Below are 16,016 nucleotides of genomic sequence, written 5' to 3'. Positions count from 1 at the left end.
CCACGCATGCTGAAGATGATCCTCAACCGGCTCGCGCTGATGATCCCGGTGCTGATCGCCGCCTCGATCTTCGTCTTCGTCCTCGCCAAGCTCATGCCGGTCGACCCGGCGCGCGTGCTGCTGGGCGACGGCGCGACCGACGCGCAGGTCGCCGAGGTCCGCGCCGAGCTCGGGCTCGACCGCTCCTGGCCGGTCCAGTACGGGAGCTGGCTGTGGAATGCCGTCCAGGGCGACTTCGGAGACTCGGTGTACGCCAACTGGCCGGTCGCCGAGCTCATCGGTGACAGCGTCGGCGTCACCATCTCCCTGTCGATCGCCGGCATCGCCTGCGCCGTCGTCCTCGGCCTGGGGCTGGGCACGATCGCCGGGCTGCGGGCCGGGTCGTGGGCGGACCGCGTCATCTCGGTGATCAACGCCCTGTGGATCGCCGTCCCGAACTTCTGGGTCGGCCTGCTGCTGGCCATCCTCCTCGGCGTCCAGCTGGGATGGCTGCCGGTCTCCGGGTACACCGAGATCACCGAGGACCCGGTGGAGTGGGCGCGCTCGTTGATCCTGCCCGGCATCGCGCTCGGCCTCAATCCCGCAGCGGTCATCGCGCGTCAGACTCGCGGCGCGGTGCGCGACATGTCGAACAGCCAGTTCGTCACCGCACTGCGCTCGCGAGGGATCAGCGAGAACCGGATCGTCAACCGCTACATCTTCAAGAACTCGATGGTCCCCGTCGTCGCCACCATCGGGATCCAGGTGCCGATCATCGTCGGCGGCACCCTCGTCGTCGAGAGCGTGTTCTCGCAGCCGGGCCTGGGCACCGAGCTCACCCGGGCGGTCCAGCGCTCCGACCCGTTCCTGCTGCAGGCAGGAGTCCTGATCATCGTCGTCTTCGTCCTGCTCCTGAACCTGGTGGTGGACATCGTCTACCGCGGGATCGACCCCAGGATCCGGGCGAGCTGAGCGTGAGGTGCGTCACTCGTGAAAAGCCGTAGCTCCGTCCTCCTGTGGGCCTGCCTCGTCGGCCTCGGGCTGATCACCGTCGTGGCGGTGACGGCCCAGTGGTTGGCGCCGTACGATCCGTCCCGGCTCAACGTGGGGCCCGGCCTCGCCCCGCCCAGCGCGGATCACCTGCTCGGCACCGACCAGCTGGGGCGTGACGTCTTCTCCCGGCTGCTGGGCGGTGCACAGACCGCGATGCTCGCCTCCGTCCAGGCCGTCGCCATCGCGATGAGCGTCGGCGTCAGCCTCGGCATCGCGTTCACCTACTGGGGCGGGTGGTGGGACCGCATCGGCACCCGCGTCGCCGACGTCATGCAGTCCGTGCCGGCACTGCTCTTCGCGCTGGCCTTCATCGCCGTGTTCGGCGCCGGACTGACCAACGCGATGACCGCCGTGGGCATCGTCTTCATCGACAGCTGCTACCGGGTGACCCGGGCGATGGTCCTCTCGCAGAAGGAGATGCTCTACATGGACGCGGCGCGGGTCACGGGACTCCCGTGGTACGTCGTCGTACGGAACCTCCTGCCCAACATCGCCGGCCCGCTCATCGTGCAGGGGTCCGTGCTGCTCGGCGTCGCGCTGCTCATCGAGTCGATGCTCAGCTTCATCGGCGTCGGGGCGAGCCCGGACCAGGTCAGCTGGGGTCTCATGCTTGACGAGGCCCGCGGCGAGCTCTACAACCACCCGCTCCTCGCGATCGTCCCGGGCATCGCGATCACCGTGGTGATCCTGCTGTTCAACCTCACCGGCGACGCGCTGGGCGACCGGCTGTCCGTGCGCAGGGTGCGAGGCGGCATCGACGTCGTGCCCGCCCCGGCGGGGGCCCCGGACCCGCTGGAGGACGCCTACGACGACGAGGACGACGAGACGGCCTCCGTCGGTGCGGAACGGACCGAGTTCATCCCGCTCGCGGACTCGGAGAAGGGTGACCTGCTCACCCTCGAGGGGCTGACCGTGCGGGCCCCGCGCGGGTCGGAGGGTATCGAGCTCATCTCCTCGATCGGGCTGGGGATCAACCGTGGCGAGATCTACGGCCTCGTCGGTGAGTCGGGCTCGGGCAAGTCGGTCACCGGTAAGGCGATCGCCGGCCTCCTGCCGCCGGAGCTCAAGGTGACGGCGGGCTCGATCATGCTCGAGGAGGAGGAGCTCGTCGGTCTGCCGGCACAGCGCATGCGGGCGATCCGCGGTGCGCGCATCGCGATGGTGTTCCAGAACCCCATCTCCAGCCTGTCACCGACCCACACCGTGGGCGCCCAGCTCGTCGACGCGGTGCGGGCGCACCAGAAGGTCTCGGCCCGGGCCGCCGAGGCCCGGGCGCGCGAGCTGCTCTCCCTCGTCGGCGTCCCCAACGCGACGGGGCGGCTCAAGGCCTACCCGCACCAGTTCTCCGGAGGCATGGCCCAGCGCGTCGGCATCGCCGCGGCGCTGGCGAGCGATCCCGAGCTGCTCATCGCGGACGAGCCCACGACGGCGCTCGACGTCACCCTGCAGGCCCAGGTGCTCGACCTCCTGGTGGACCTGCGCGACCGGCTGGACATGTCGGTCCTGCTCATCACGCACGACATGGGTGTCGTGGCCAGCACGTGCGACCGCGTCGCGGTCATGTACGCCGGCCAGATCGTCGAACGGCGCACCACCGCCGAGCTCTTCAGCCGGCCGCGTCACCCGTACACCGAGGCCCTGCTCAACGCCCTGCCCGCCGAGGGCACCGAGACCCAGGACCGGCTCCCCACGATCCCCGGAACCGTCCCGCCCGCGTGGGACTGGCCCACCGGCTGCCGCTTCCACCCCCGGTGCGAGTTCGCGACGCCGGACTGCGCGGTGGGCCGGATACCGATGACCGACAATGCCCGATGCATCCGCGTCGACGAGCTCGTCCTGGAGGGACCTGCCCATGAGCGCTGACCAGCTGCTCGAGGTCGAGGACCTCAGCATCACCTTCCGGCTCCCGGGGGAAGGGATCGGCCGACGCCGCACCCTGCACGCCGTGCGCGACGTCAGCTTCACCATCGGGGCCGGCGAGATCTTCGGCCTCGTGGGGGAGTCCGGCTCGGGCAAGTCGACCACCGGGCGGGCCGTCCTTCGGCTCGTCGACCGGGCGTCCGGTGCCATCCGCTTCGACGGCACCGACATCTCGAGCTTCGGGCGCCGCACGCCGCTGAAGTACCGCAGCGACGTCCAGGTGATCTTCCAGGACCCGACCTCCTCGCTCAATCCCCGCCAGACGGTCCGCGAGAGCCTGAGCCAGGTCGCCCGACGGCACGTGAGCACCGATGCCCAGGCGGTCGAGGCAGCGGTGGTCGAGGCGCTGGAGCACGTCGGGCTGTCCGAGCACCACCTCGACCGCGTGCCGAACGAGCTCTCCGGCGGGCAGTGCCAGCGGGTCGCGATCGCGCGCGCCCTCATCATCCAGCCGCGGCTCGTCATCTGCGACGAGGCGGTCAGCGCTCTCGACGTCAGCACCCAGAGCCAGGTCATCAACCTGCTCATGGACCTGCAGCGGGAGACCGACGTCGCGATGCTCTTCATCGCTCACGACCTCACGGTCGTCAAGCACGTCTCGACCTCTGTCGGCGTCATGTACCTCGGCCGCCTCGTCGAGGTCGGTGAGACCGACGAGGTCTACGCCCGCGCGGCGCACCCGTACACCCGGCTGCTGCTCGACTCGACACTGACCGCGAACCCGAAGGCCAACGCCGCCAAGGGCGGTTGGCGGCCGAGCGCCGGCACCGCGCGCGAGCCGTCCGACGCCCTGCACACCCCGGCCGGATGCCCGTTCAACCCGCGGTGCCCGCTCGCCGTGGACCGGTGCCGCGAAGAGCGGCCCGAGCCGCGGCCCGTGCCCGGGACCAGCCAGATCTCGGCGTGCCACTTCGCCGAGGAGGTCGCCCGCGCGCGCGACCTCGACGAGGCCGTGGCGATGCGGGACGCCGCCATCGGCGCATCCGCTCCGTCCAGCTGAGTCCGTGCCAGACGCCGGGCGCAGTATCGGAGCCCGACACCCACCGCCTGTCCACCAACGACGTATCCGCGCACCGCACAAGGAGATCGACAGATGTCACGCACAGTTGCCGACCTGGTCCTCACGGGTGGGCTCGTCACGACGATGGCTGAGGACGTCACCGGCGTCCCGGCCGAGGCCGAGGCGCTCGCGATCGTCGGTGACCGCATCGCCGCCGTCGGGACCGCGGACGAGATCGACGGATGGACCGGCCCGGACACCCGGATCGTCGACCTGGCCGGCCGCCGGGTCGTGCCGGGCCTCATCGACACCCACGTGCACTTCGCCCGCGCCGGCTTCACCTGGAACGACGAGGTGCGCTGGGGCACGGTGACCAGCCTCGCCGAGGGGCTTGCGCTCATCGCCGAGCGGGCTCGCAGCAGCCCGGCGGGCACCTGGATCATGGTCATCGGCGGCTGGGACCCCGCGCAGTTCAGCGAACGGCGCCACCCCACCCGTGACGAGCTCGACGAGGCCGCGCCCGAGCACCCGGTGATGATCCAGCACCTCTACTCGTACGGGATGCTCAACAGCGCGGCCCTGGCCCGCGTCCCCCTGGCCCGTGCGATCGACGAGGGCATCGACCCCGCCACCGTGGAGACCGACGACGCCGGCACCCCGACGGGTCTCGTCCGCACCATGACCGCGCTCAGGTGGCTCTACGCCCAGCTCCCCGTGCCGAGCCTCGAGGAACAGGTGGCCTCGACCGCCGCGGCCGGACGCGAGCTCGCCACGTTCGGGGTGGTCGGCCTCATCGACGGCGGTGGCGCCAACACGGGCCCCGACGTCTACCGGCCCCTGTTCGAGACCTGGCGCCGCGGCGAGCTCGTGCCGCGCGTGCGCCTGACCGTGCACTCCAGCGGGCCGGGTCGGGAGGAGGAGGACCTCGACGGCATCACCCGGTTCGTGCACCCCCGGCAGGGCGACGAGCGGCTCTCGGTGCTCGGCGTCGGCGAGATCATGATGTGGCCGATGCACGACGGCGTCGACCGCCTCCCGGACCTCGCGCAGGAGCACCGCGACCGCATCGAGGCGATCCTGCGGTCGTGCGCCGAGCGCGGCTGGACCGTGCAGATGCACCTCTTCCGGCCCGAGACCACCGACGTCGTCGTCGACATGTGGCGCCGCATCCACGCGGCCATCCCGCTGAGCGACCTGCGCTGGACGATCGTGCACGGCGAGTCGGTCACGGCCGAGCACGCCGAGGTCCTTGCCTCGATGAGTGCCGGTGTCATCTGCGAGGCCATCCTGCGCATGGAGGGGGAGCACATCGCCGAGCTGTGGGGCGCGGACGCCGTCCGGGCCGCCCCGGACGTCCGCGCGCTCCAGGCCGCGGGCGTCCGCATCGCCGCGGGCTCGGACGGCATGCGCGTCGCGACCTACAACCCGTTCGCCACGCTGCAGTGGCTCACGACCGGTCGCTCGCTGTCCGGCACCCAGATCTGGGACGAGTCCGTGGTGCTCGACCGCCACGAGGCGCTCGCCCTGCTCACCACCCAGGCGGCCTGGTTCTCCTTCGAGGAGGGGAGCAGAGGACGGCTGCAGCCGGGATTCCTGGCGGACGTCGCGGTCCTGGATCAGGACTACCTGGAGGTCGACGCGAGCGAGCTCCCGGCCATCCGAGCGGACCTCACGGTGATCGGTGGGCAGGTCGTCCACGACGCTTCGGCGCACGCGCGATGAGTGTGTGCCGCGCCGGCTCAGGCTCCGGCTCCCCGGTCTCAGTCGGCGTCGAACAGCTCGGGATGCTCCGCCAGCGCCAGTCGGGTGCGGCGGACGTGCAGCCGCTGCACCGCCTGCGCGTCGGTGACGCTTCGGCGTCGGACGGCGTCGACGAGCAGCCGGTGCTCCGCCGTGGTGGTCCGGTCGCGTGAGTCACCCACGAGCAGGGCGTAGGCGCGCCGGTAGTGCTGGGTCGTGTTCCACAGCCGGTGGACGAGGTCGATGACCATGCCCGGGCGCGCCGCGCTGAAGCTGAGCAGGTGGAACTCCCGGTCGAGCTGCAGGAACGTCTGCAGGTCGGCGCCCTCCATCTCGTCGGCCAGCTCGTCGAGCCGGTCGATCGTCTCGGCGTCGAGGTGGGGGAGCGACTGCTCGATGAGCAGCGGCTCCACCTGCTCGCGGATGAGGTACGCGTCCGTGCACTCCTGCAGGCTCAGGCTCGCGACCCAGGCGCCCGAGCTCGCGACCAGCCGGACCAGTCCCTCCGCCTCGAGCTGGCGCAGGGCGTCCCGCACCGGCAGCCGGCTCGCGCCGAAGTACTCCGCCACCTCCTCCTGCCGGACGCGGTCCCCGGGCCTGAGCTCGCCGGCGAGGATGCGCTCGCGCAGACCGGCGACGATGCGGGCGGAGGCGGTCCTGTCCCTGACGGTCATCCCGGGCCTACGCGGTCGGGTCGGCCGGGTGCCACAGCTTCGTGGGCGCCGTCTTCTCGTAGGCCTTCCCGTTCGGGAAGCTGACGAGCTCGAGCTGCATGCCCCACGGGCTGAGGAAGTAGACCCATCGCTGGCCCGTGCTGTGGCTGGTGCTCGCGGTGGGCTCGCCGAGCACGCGGATGCCATGGGCGCGCAGGTGCTCGACCCCGGCGTCGAGGTCCTCGACGTAGAACGCCAGGTGGTGCCCGCCGATGTCGCTGTTGCGGGGCTGGGGCGCCTGCGCGCCCGGCGTCTCGTACTGGAAGATCTCGAAGTTGGGGCCGGTCCGGCACCGGTAGAAGCGCAGCTCGCGCATCACTGCGCGCGCGTCGACGCCCAGGTGCTCGGTCATCCAGTCGTCGTCGTGCTGGTACGGACCGAGCGAGTAGATCCGCTCGCAGCCGATGACGTCCACGAAGAACCGCTCGGCCTCCTCGAGGTCGGGGACCGTGAAGCCGATGTGCTCGGTACCGACGAGTCCGGGAAGTCCTGCCATGACCGACTCCTTCGTAATGTATACATTGGCGCTCGATCACCGTGGTCATTCATGGTGATCACGCGGCCCTGGTCTTGTCATCGTATCCAATGCTCACGTAATCTGGTCAAGGTCTAGAGCACGTCGTCTTGCCTGACCGCCGTTCGAGGGAGAACGCTCCGATGCCCCGACTTGTCCCGCTCGAGCCCGAGGTCTCCTGGGTCGAGCTGTCCACCACCGCAGAGGACTGGCGCGCCGCCGACCCCGGCCTGCTGGCCACGATGCTCGGCCAGATGCACCTCATCCGGGCGTTCGAGGAGACCGTCCTCGAGCTCGCCGGCGAGGGGCTCGTCCACGGCCCCGCACACTCGAGCATCGGCCAGGAGGGGGGCGCCGTCGGGTCCGTGGTCGGGCTGCGATCCTCCGACGGCGTCAACGGCTCCCACCGCGGCCACCACCAGTTCCTGGCCAAGGCCATCGGCCACGTGGCGCCGGACGGACTCAACCTGGAGAGTCTCGTCGACGACGAGATCCGGACCGTCCTGCGCCGCACGCTCGCCGAGATCCTCGGGCTCGCCCAGGGGTTCTGCCGCGGCCGGGGCGGGTCGATGCACCTGCAGTGGCACGAGGCCGGCGCACTGGGCACCAACGCGATCGTCGGCGGCGGCGTCCCGCTCGCCGCCGGCAACGCATGGGCCCAGCGCCACGCCGGAACCGACGACGTGACGATCTCCTACTTCGGGGACGGCGCCGTGAACATCGGCTCGGTGCTCGAGTCGATGAACCTCACGGGCGCCTGGGACGTCCCGCTGTGCTTCTTCGTGGAGAACAACCTCTACGCCGTCTCCACGACCGTGGCCGAGGCGACCGCCGAGCCGCGGCTCTCGGGCCGCGGCCCGGGCTTCGGCATCCCCTCGTGGCGGGTCGACGGGATGGACCCGCTCGCCGTCCACCTCGCGACGCAGGCCGCGCTCGAGCACATGCGCGCCGGCAACGGGCCCACGGTCGTCGAGGCCGAGGTCTACAGGTTCTTCCACCAGAACGGCCCGTACCCGGGCAGCGCGTTCGGGTACCGCACCAAGGACGAGGAGGCCGGCTGGCGTGCCCGCGACCCCCTGGAGCGCGTGGCCACCGAGATGCGGACGCTCGATCTCGTCGACGACGAGGCGGTCCAGGCGGTGCGGCGTCAGGCGACCGAGGCGATGACCGACGTCGTCGCCGAGCTCCTCGAGGCCGACCCCGACGGAAAGCCGGGCACCCGCCGCATCCGACCCGACCTGTGGCCGAGCACCGACTTCGTCGACGTCGGTGTGCGCGGCGACCTCAGCGAGGTCGAGGGCGCGCGGACCGAGGAGCAGGAGACCTTCGGCGGGGACCTGAGCCGGGGAAGGTTCATCGAGGCGGTCGCCCGCGTGATGGACCGGAGGATGGGAACCGACGAGCGCATCGTCATCCTCGGCGAGGACGTCCACAACCTCGGCGGCGGCACCAACGGTGCGACGAAGGGACTCGCCGCCGCCTACCCCGGGCGCGTCCTCGGGACGCCGATCAGCGAGAACGCCTTTGCCGGCCTCGGCGGCGGGATCGCGCTCGACGGGCGCTTCGTCCCCGTCGTCGAGTTCATGTACCCCGACTTCCTCTGGGTGGCCGCCGACCAGGTCTTCAACCAGATCGCCAAGGCCCGGCACATGTTCGGCGGCGACAACCCGGTCCCGCTCGTGCTGCGCACGAAGGCTGCCGCCGGGACCGGCTACGGGTCCCAGCACTCGATGGACCCCGCCGGCATCTTCGCGACCAGTCCGGGCTGGCGCATCGTGGCGCCCTCGACCCCGTTCGACTACGTGGGTCTGATGAACACCGCGCTCGCGCTCGACGACCCGGTCCTCGTCCTCGAGCACGTCGACCTCTACGGCACCCAGGGAGAGATCCCGGTGAGCGACCTCGACTACCAGATCCCCGTGGGCAGCGCGGCCGTCCGCCGCGAGGGCGACGACGTGACGGTGATCAGCTACCTCAGCATGGTCGCGAAGGCGCTGGAGGCGGTCGACGAGGTCGGTGTCGACGCCGAGGTCATCGACCTGCGCTGGCTGGACCGGGCGAGCATCGACTGGGAGACGATCGGGCGGTCGATCAGGAAGACCAACGCCGTCCTCGTCGTCGAGCAGGGAGCGGTCGGGACGTCCTACGGCGGCTGGCTCGCGGACGAGATCCAGCGGCGCTACTTCGACCACCTCGACCAGCCCGTGGCGCGCGTGACCGGCGCCGAGGCGTCGCCGTCGATCTCGAAGGTCCTCGAGCGAGCGGCGATCGCAGGCACGGAAGAGGTCGTCGCGGGTCTCAGGCGCGTCGTCGACGGATTCGGTGGTTGAGATGGCGACCGTCATCAGGATGCCGGGAGTTCTCGCCAGCATGACCGAGGGCATCGTGGCCGGCTGGCAGGTCGCCGAGGGCGACGAGGTCGTCCAGGGAACCGTTCTCGCCGAGATCGAGACCGAGAAGGCCCTCGTCGACTTCGAGTCCGAGGACGCGGGCGTCATCGGCAGGCTTCTCGCCGCCGAGGGGGACACGGTCCAGGTCGGCGAGCCGATCGCGATCCTGCTCGCCGAGGCCGGTGAGGCCTACGAGCTCTCCGAGCTCGTCGACGTGCCGCCGGGCGACGGCGAGGCGCAGGGTGGTGATCGTGCGCGTGGCGACGGCGAACAGCCCGACGGCGAGCGGCTCGACGACGAGACGCCGACACCCGCGCGCCGGGCGAGCGGCGCCGACGGTGCCGATGCCGCGCGCGACCTGCGGGAGGCACCTGCGGGCGCGCCCCCCGAGCCATCCGCCCCGCTCGCCGAGAGGGATGCCCGTCCCGGCGGGCGGATCTTCATCAGCCCGATCGCCCGCAAGATGGCGCGGGAGCGTGGTATCGACCCTGCTCGGCTGACCGGGTCGGGACCTGGCGGGCGGATCACGCGGCGGGACGTCGAGGCGCAGGCCGCACAGCTCGCCGCCGCGTCGCCGGCGCCCCGTGAGGAAACGACCCCGGCCGCTGCCGGAGCGGGTGCCGGGGCGGCTGTCGCCGGGGTGACCTCCGACGCCGTCGAGGACGTCCCGGTGAGCGGCATGCGCCGCGCCATCGCCCGGCGCCTCACCGAGTCCAAGTCCACGGTGCCGCACTTCTACGTCACCGAGGAGTGCCGGGTCGACGCCCTGCTCGCCCTGCGCCGCCAGGTCAACGAGTCGCAGGGCGTCAAGGTCTCGGTCAACGACTTCGTGCTCAAGGCGGTCGCCGCGGCGATGGCGGCCGTGCCGGACGTCAACGTGACCTGGGGCGGGGACGTCATCCACCGGTACCGGGGCGTCGACGTCGCGGTCGCCGTCGCCACCGACGGCGGGCTGGTCACGCCGGTCGTGCGCGGGGTCGAGCAGATGCCGATCAGCGCACTCGCCACCTCGGTGTCCGAGCTCGCCGGGCGAGCCCGGGCCGGACGCCTCAAGCAGGACGAGATCGAGGGCGGCAGCTTCACGGTGTCGAACCTCGGGATGTTCGGCACGCGAGAGTTCAGCGCCATCCTCAACCCGCCGCACGCCGGGATCCTCGCCGTCGGTGCGGCGCTGGAGCAGCCCGTGGTCGAGGACGGTCAGGTCATCGTCGGTACGGTCATGCGCTGCACGCTCTCGGCCGACCACCGGGCCGTGGACGGCGCGCTCGGGGCGCGGTGGATGCAGGAGTTCCGCAGGGCGATCGAGAGCCCGCTGGCGCTGCTCGTGTGAGCCGTGTGGGGGCGCCGGCCCGCTGCAGGCGCCCCCACGAGCACGGCGAGCTGCGTCCGTTGACACGTCATGACACCGCTCGTAGGCTGATACCGCAAACGTTTGCGAACCGCCTAGCACAGTTCGCACCCCGCCGGAGAGCATCGCCGCTCGCGCGGACCTGCGTGCCGCGAGCATCACCCGAGACCGAGCACCCACCACCGCCGCGGCGGCCCCACCAGGAGGTAGAGCAGCATGACCGAGGTACCCGCCCCCCGTCGCACCGGCAATGCCGAGGTGATCCACCACGAGGGCTACGACGAGACGATCGTCAGCCCGTTCGTCCCGGCGATCCGCGCCGTCGACGGCGCACGCCTCGTCTTCATCAGCGGGGTCACCGGAGCTCCCGTCTACCACGACCATCCGCACGTCGCCGAGGTGTTCGACAGCATGCCGATGGACGCGAAGGGGCAGGTGACCAACGCGTTCGACCACCTGGACCTCGCCCTGAGAGCAGCCGGGTGCGACCGGCACGACGTCGTCAACATCATGCGCTTCTTCACCGACGTGGACGCGGACCAGGACGTGGTGAACAAGCACCAGGGGGAGTGGTTCGGCGGGCACGTCCCGACCAGCACCACCGTCGAGGTGACCAGGTTGGCCACCGACCCCCGCCTGCGCTTCGAGTTCCACGTGGTCGCCGCGGCGCCCGCCGGCGTGTAGAGAGACACGGCCAGAGAGACTCGTCCACCACTTGACTTTGCCCTGTGACCCAACGAGAATTGCAATCGATTGCTGAAGGGGCAACGACGCCCTCAGCCAGGTCTACGAAGGAGAACCACCGTGAGTGACTCGAAGCCCACCGTCGGCTGGATCGGCGCCGGACGCATGGGGTTCCAGCTTGTCAAGCGACTCCTGGCGGCCGGGTACGACGTCGCCGTCTACAACCGCACCCGCTCCAAGGCCGAGCCGCTGACCGAGTTCGGGGCGACCGTCGTCGACCGACCGGTCGACCTCGCCGGGCGTGACGTCGTCTTCAGCATGGTGGCCGCGGACAAGGACCTCGGCCAGGTCATGCAGGGTGAGGACGGCCTGCTCACCGACCCGGAGCGCGCGCCCCGGCTGGTCTGCGACTCGTCGACGGTGTCCGTCGAGGCCAGCGCGCCGGTCCGCGCGGCGGTGGAGGAGCGTGGCGGCCAGTTCCTCGCGACTCCTGTCTCCGGCAACCCGGCGGTCATCGCCTCCGGCAAGCTCAGCGTGGCCGCCTCCGGCTCGCGTGCCGCGTTCGACGAGGTCGAGCCGCTGCTGGCCTCGTGGGGTCGTTCCGTCACCTATGTCGGCGAGGGTGATGCGGCGCGCATCGTCAAGATCGCCCACAACGTCTTCCTCGGCGTCGTCATCCAGTCGATGGCCGAGATCACCGTGCTCGCGGAGAAGTCGGGAGTCAGCCGGGCGGACTTCCTGTCCTTCCTCAACGACTCGGTGATGGGCTCGGTGTTCTCCCGCTACAAGACGCCGGCGCTGGTCAACCTGGATTTCACGCCCACCTTCACGAACGTGCTGCTCCAGAAGGACTTCGACCTGGGCCTGGCCGCGGGCCGGGAGCTCGGGGTGGTGATGCCGGTCGCCGGCCTGACCCGCGACCTCGTGGCGCAGGAGGTGGGCAACGGGAACGTCGAGCAGGACTTCGCCTCGCTCGTCCTCACCGTGGCCGGTGGCTCGGGGCTGGACATCCAGTCCGAGGAGGCCGACGTCAGCGACGGCCTCGAGGCCGAGTGATGAGCGGGGTGCACAGCCACCCGCCCGCACGAGGAAAGCTGTTCGCACGTCCGTCCGCCCGGCCCCACGGCGCCCGCGACCTGCCCGCTCCCGGCCAGATGGCGGTGGACTACGAGCATCGGGTCGACATGGACCGGTTGCGGAAGTACCGGCTCGGGCGTGCCAAGGCGGCTCTGGAGGCGAGCGAGTGCGGCGCGTTCCTGCTCTTCGACTTCTACAACATCCGGTACACGACCCAGACGTGGATCGGCGGGGCGCTCGGGGACAAGATGATCAGGTACGCGCTGATCCTGCGGGATCGCGAACCGATTCTCTGGGACTTCGGCTCGGCCGTGCGGCATCACAAGCTGTACAGCGACTGGATGCCGGACGAGCATCACCGGCCCGGGTTCCTCGGCTTCCGCGGTGCGGTCGACCCCGAGGGCGGCGGCCTCATGCGGGACGCGGTCTCCGAGATCAGGTCGATCCTCACGGAGGCGGGTGTCGCCGACGCCCCGCTCGGGCTGGACATCGTCGAGCCGCCGTTCCTGTTCGAGCTCGAGCGGCAGGGCATCCGTGTGGCCGACGCCCAGCAGTCGATGCTCGATGCGCGCGTGATCAAGAACCAGGACGAGATCATGCTGCTCAATCAGGCCGCGGCGATGGTCGACGGCGTCTACCAGGACATCGTGGACGCGCTGCGGCCCGGCGTCCGGGAGAACGAGATCGTGGCGCTGGCCAACGCCCGGCTCTACGAGTACGGCAGCGACCAGGTCGAGGCCGTCAACGCGATCTCGGGGGAGCGGTGCAACCCGCACCCGCACAACTTCACCGACCGCATCATCCGGCCGGGCGACCAGGCGTTCTTCGACATCATCCACTCCTACAACGGCTACCGGACCTGCTACTACCGCACCTTCGGCGTGGGTTGGGCGACCGAGAGCCAGAAGGACGCGTACAAGAAGGCCCGCGAATGGATGGACACGGCGCTCGACTCGATCCGGCCCGGGGTCGGGAGCGACGAGGTGGCGGCGGTCCTGCCCAAGGCGGAGGACTTCGGGTTCGAGAACGAGCTCGCGGCGTTCGGTCTGCAGTTCGCGCACGGCCTGGGCCTCGGTCTGCACGAGCGCCCGATCATCTCCAGGCTCAACTCGATGAAGGACCCGGTGGAGATCCGACCTGGCATGGTGTTCGCCATGGAGACCTACTGCCCGGCCTCGGACGGCACGTCGGCCGCTCGCATCGAGGAGGAGGTGGTGGTGACGGACTACGGGATCGAGGTCCTCACCAAGTTTCCCGCCCAGGACCTTTTCGTCGCCAACCCGTACTAGTGGCGCGGAGTCGTCGAGCCGGCGGACCGAGCTCACCATGAGCAAGGCTCCGTCGCTGGGTCTCCTGCACCTGGCGGTCTTCTGCAGCTCGTTCGACCGCCTCGTCATCGCGCCGTTGCTGCTGGCGATCGCGGACGATCTCGGGATCTCGCTGGCGGATGCCGGCATCATCGCGTCGGTCTATCTCGTGGGCTACGGGGTCATGCAGATCGTGTGGGGCATGGTCTCGGACCGGCTCGGGCGCGTGCGCACCATGCGGCTCGCGCTGCTCCTCGCGGCGGTCGCCGGCATCGCCACCGCGGCTGCGCCGGACGTGGCGACGCTGCTGCTGGCCAGGTTCGTCGCCGGTGGGGCCTTCGCGGCGATCGTCCCCGGCGCGCTCATCTACGTCGGCGACACGGTGCCTGTCGCCCAGCGTCACGGCCCGTTGACGGACGTCATGATGATGACGGCGACCGGCATGGCAGCCGCCACGCTCGTCGGCGCTCTCCTGGCCGATCTCGCGAGCTGGCGGCTGGCCTTCGGGGTCCCCGCCGCGGTCGTGCTGCTGGTGGTCGTGCTGATGTCCCGTCTGCCGGAGGTCGCGGCGCAGGGCGAGCGACTCTCGGTACGGGCAGCGCTCACGCGCGTCCTCGGTAACCGATGGGCGCTCGTCGTGTTCGCGCTGGCGTTCGTCGAGGGTGTGGTGCTGCTCAGCGTGCTCAACTTCCTGCCGACGGTCCTGCAGAACCAGGGGATGAGCACCACGTTTTCCGGGGCCGTCACCGCGGCCTACGGCGTGGCCGTCATCCTGGCCACCCGCGTCGTCAAGGCCGTCGCGGACCGCATGACGCAGGCGCAGCTCGTCGCTGTCGGGGGCGCTTCTGGTGCCGGCGCCTTCGTGGGGCTCGTCATCGACCCCGGCACCGCCGGCGTGCTCATCGCGTGTGTCCTCCTGGCCGGAGCGTGGGCGTTCATGCACTCCACGCTGCAGAAGTGGGCCACCGAGGTCGCGCCCGACGCCCGTGCGACGAGCGTCAGCCTCTTCGCCTCGTCGCTGTTCATCGGCAGCGCGGCCGGAACGGCGCTCGGAGCGGTCTTCGCGGACCGGGGAGACTTCGTGACGTTGTTCGCGATCGGGCTCGGGATCGCCGCCGTGCTGGGAGTCGCGGCGACGGTGCTGCGGGCCCGGAGTGAGTAGGGCGGCGGCTGGTGTTTCACGTCTCGTCGTCGTACAGCTGGGATGCCACGCTCCCGAATGCGGCTTGCTCTGCTGGGCGGCCAGCGTGCTGCAGCGCGCACGCGAGACGAGCGTGATCGACGTTTTCATCCAGAGCGACACGACCTCGGCCAGGAGTGCCCGCCGGGAGGCTGAGCCATGCTCGCGTGGGTCGAAGCTGACCACTAGTCGAGTCTCCGGCCCCGCGCTGTGCATCACGGCGATGTGCGCACTGGCCGCCCGATCGCGAACGATCACGGTCATATCAACCGAGTACCGACCGTAAAAAGTGCGTCGATCAAGCGTCGCGCGAGAACACAGAAATGCCCATGGAGCAGTCCCGTCGTCGCGGTGATTTCAAAGCCGTCATTGTACCCGGACGGGTACTTACTGGTCGTGACCAGAGTCCCTAATGTCGGGTCTCACGCCGTAAAGCGAGCTGTAGCAATGACGCTTAGACCACTACGCGACGGAGATACCCGTATGGCTCATTCACCGCCCGACTCTTCGACAGAAGCACACACGGAGCGTGACGAACACGATGTTGAGGAGCTTGAGGCGGCGGTACCGCTGGGCGACCTGATCGTCCGCGGAGTGTTCGTGCTGCTCGGGGTCCTGGTCGCGCGCCGGGGCTTCGAGCTCGGCCTGTCGACCGAGAACGGATCGCTCGGCGCTGGAATGTTGCCCGCTGTCGTCGGCTCGACCATGGTGGTGCTTGCTGCTGCGCTCCTGCTCGGCGCGGTCGCCAAGCGGATGCGAGCTACGACGACAGAATCGAGTGACTCCGCCGTTGATCAGCCGATGGCTCCTCGGGACGACGGTCGGCGGGAGATCGCAGAGACGCTTCCGATGACGGACGAGGCCCCGGAAGCGGATGCGGTGTGGAAGCGCTGGATCAATGTGGCAGGACTGGTCGCACTGGCCGCAGCGATTCCGCTGATCGGGTTGGCTCCGGCCGTAGGCGCCTACGTGCTGTTCGTATCGCTCCTCATCGAACGGTGGAAGATCGTCTACAGCGCGTTGTTCGCGGTGATCGTCGGTGGCGCCGTGTGGTTCCTGTTCCAGGAGCTGCTGGCGGTACCGGTCCCCACCGGGACCTTGTGGTGATCGG

13 protein-coding genes are annotated in these 16,016 nt (G+C 70.3%); 11 read left to right on the top strand and 2 right to left on the bottom strand.

Translation table 11 applies throughout. The features are described from left to right. The first annotated feature begins 6 nt into the window (after positions 1 to 6). The 4 genes from ACZLKG_RS09595 to ACZLKG_RS09580 all read left to right on the top strand — a co-directional run bounded on the left by ACZLKG_RS09595 (position 7) and on the right by ACZLKG_RS09580 (position 5,674). On the top strand, positions 7 to 951 hold the full coding sequence (locus tag ACZLKG_RS09595) for an ABC transporter permease (RefSeq protein WP_425708624.1): 945 nt from the start codon (positions 7 to 9) through the stop codon (positions 949 to 951). Positions 952 to 969: 18 nt separating this feature from the next. Continuing rightward, positions 970 to 2,895, top strand: coding sequence for a dipeptide/oligopeptide/nickel ABC transporter permease/ATP-binding protein (locus ACZLKG_RS09590; protein ID WP_463648599.1), 1,926 nt, complete (start codon positions 970 to 972; stop codon positions 2,893 to 2,895). Next, complete coding sequence (locus ACZLKG_RS09585) at positions 2,885 to 3,952, top strand: ABC transporter ATP-binding protein (RefSeq protein ID WP_463648598.1); 1,068 nt, start codon at positions 2,885 to 2,887, stop codon at positions 3,950 to 3,952. Before ACZLKG_RS09590 ends, ACZLKG_RS09585 begins: the two co-directional genes overlap by 11 nt. 93 nt (positions 3,953 to 4,045) lie before the next feature. Further along, complete coding sequence (locus ACZLKG_RS09580) at positions 4,046 to 5,674, top strand: amidohydrolase (protein WP_463648597.1); 1,629 nt, start codon at positions 4,046 to 4,048, stop codon at positions 5,672 to 5,674. 38 nt (positions 5,675 to 5,712) lie between these two features. Here ACZLKG_RS09580 and ACZLKG_RS09575 read toward each other — a convergent pair whose 3' ends face one another. Together ACZLKG_RS09575 and ACZLKG_RS09570 are read right to left on the bottom strand one after the other, a co-directional pair. Then, positions 5,713 to 6,366, bottom strand: coding sequence for a GntR family transcriptional regulator (locus ACZLKG_RS09575; protein WP_463648596.1), 654 nt, complete (start codon positions 6,364 to 6,366; stop codon positions 5,713 to 5,715). 7 nt (positions 6,367 to 6,373) lie between these two features. Beyond that, the gene (locus ACZLKG_RS09570) at positions 6,374 to 6,901 is read right to left on the bottom strand and encodes a VOC family protein (RefSeq protein ID WP_425708619.1); all 528 of its coding nucleotides are present in this window, start codon (positions 6,899 to 6,901) and stop codon (positions 6,374 to 6,376) included. A gap of 161 nt (positions 6,902 to 7,062) precedes the next feature. Between ACZLKG_RS09570 and ACZLKG_RS09565 the strand changes: the two genes are divergently transcribed. The 7 genes from ACZLKG_RS09565 (at position 7,063) to ACZLKG_RS09535 (ending at position 16,012) form a co-directional block, all read left to right on the top strand. Then, the gene (locus ACZLKG_RS09565) at positions 7,063 to 9,249 is read left to right on the top strand and encodes an alpha-ketoacid dehydrogenase subunit alpha/beta (RefSeq protein WP_463648595.1); all 2,187 of its coding nucleotides are present in this window, start codon (positions 7,063 to 7,065) and stop codon (positions 9,247 to 9,249) included. A gap of 1 nt (position 9,250) precedes the next feature. Then, a complete protein-coding gene (locus tag ACZLKG_RS09560) occupies positions 9,251 to 10,639 on the top strand; it encodes a dihydrolipoamide acetyltransferase family protein (RefSeq protein WP_463648594.1) in 1,389 nt (462 codons plus the stop codon). Between the two features lie 234 nt (positions 10,640 to 10,873). Next, complete coding sequence (locus tag ACZLKG_RS09555; RefSeq protein WP_463648593.1) at positions 10,874 to 11,341, top strand: RidA family protein; 468 nt, start codon at positions 10,874 to 10,876, stop codon at positions 11,339 to 11,341. A gap of 120 nt (positions 11,342 to 11,461) precedes the next feature. Further along, positions 11,462 to 12,397 (top strand): NAD(P)-dependent oxidoreductase, encoded by a 936-nt coding sequence (locus tag ACZLKG_RS09550; RefSeq protein WP_425708615.1) that lies wholly within the window; start codon positions 11,462 to 11,464, stop codon positions 12,395 to 12,397. Positions 12,398 to 12,495: 98 nt separating this feature from the next. Continuing rightward, complete coding sequence (locus ACZLKG_RS09545) at positions 12,496 to 13,707, top strand: M24 family metallopeptidase (protein WP_463648690.1); 1,212 nt, start codon at positions 12,496 to 12,498, stop codon at positions 13,705 to 13,707. A 37-nt stretch (positions 13,708 to 13,744) separates the two neighbouring features. After that, positions 13,745 to 14,887, top strand: coding sequence for an MFS transporter (locus ACZLKG_RS09540; protein ID WP_425708613.1), 1,143 nt, complete (start codon positions 13,745 to 13,747; stop codon positions 14,885 to 14,887). A 501-nt stretch (positions 14,888 to 15,388) separates the two neighbouring features. Then, entirely contained in the window at positions 15,389 to 16,012 is a 624-nt protein-coding gene (locus ACZLKG_RS09535; protein ID WP_425710267.1) for a tripartite tricarboxylate transporter TctB family protein, read from the top strand. The last annotated feature ends 4 nt before the right edge of the window (positions 16,013 to 16,016 follow it).

The sequence above is a fragment of the Georgenia sp. Z2081 genome (assembly GCF_055326445.1).
The sequence above is the reverse complement of the archived record's forward strand: the minus strand, read 5'-3'. Positions and strand labels throughout refer to the sequence as shown.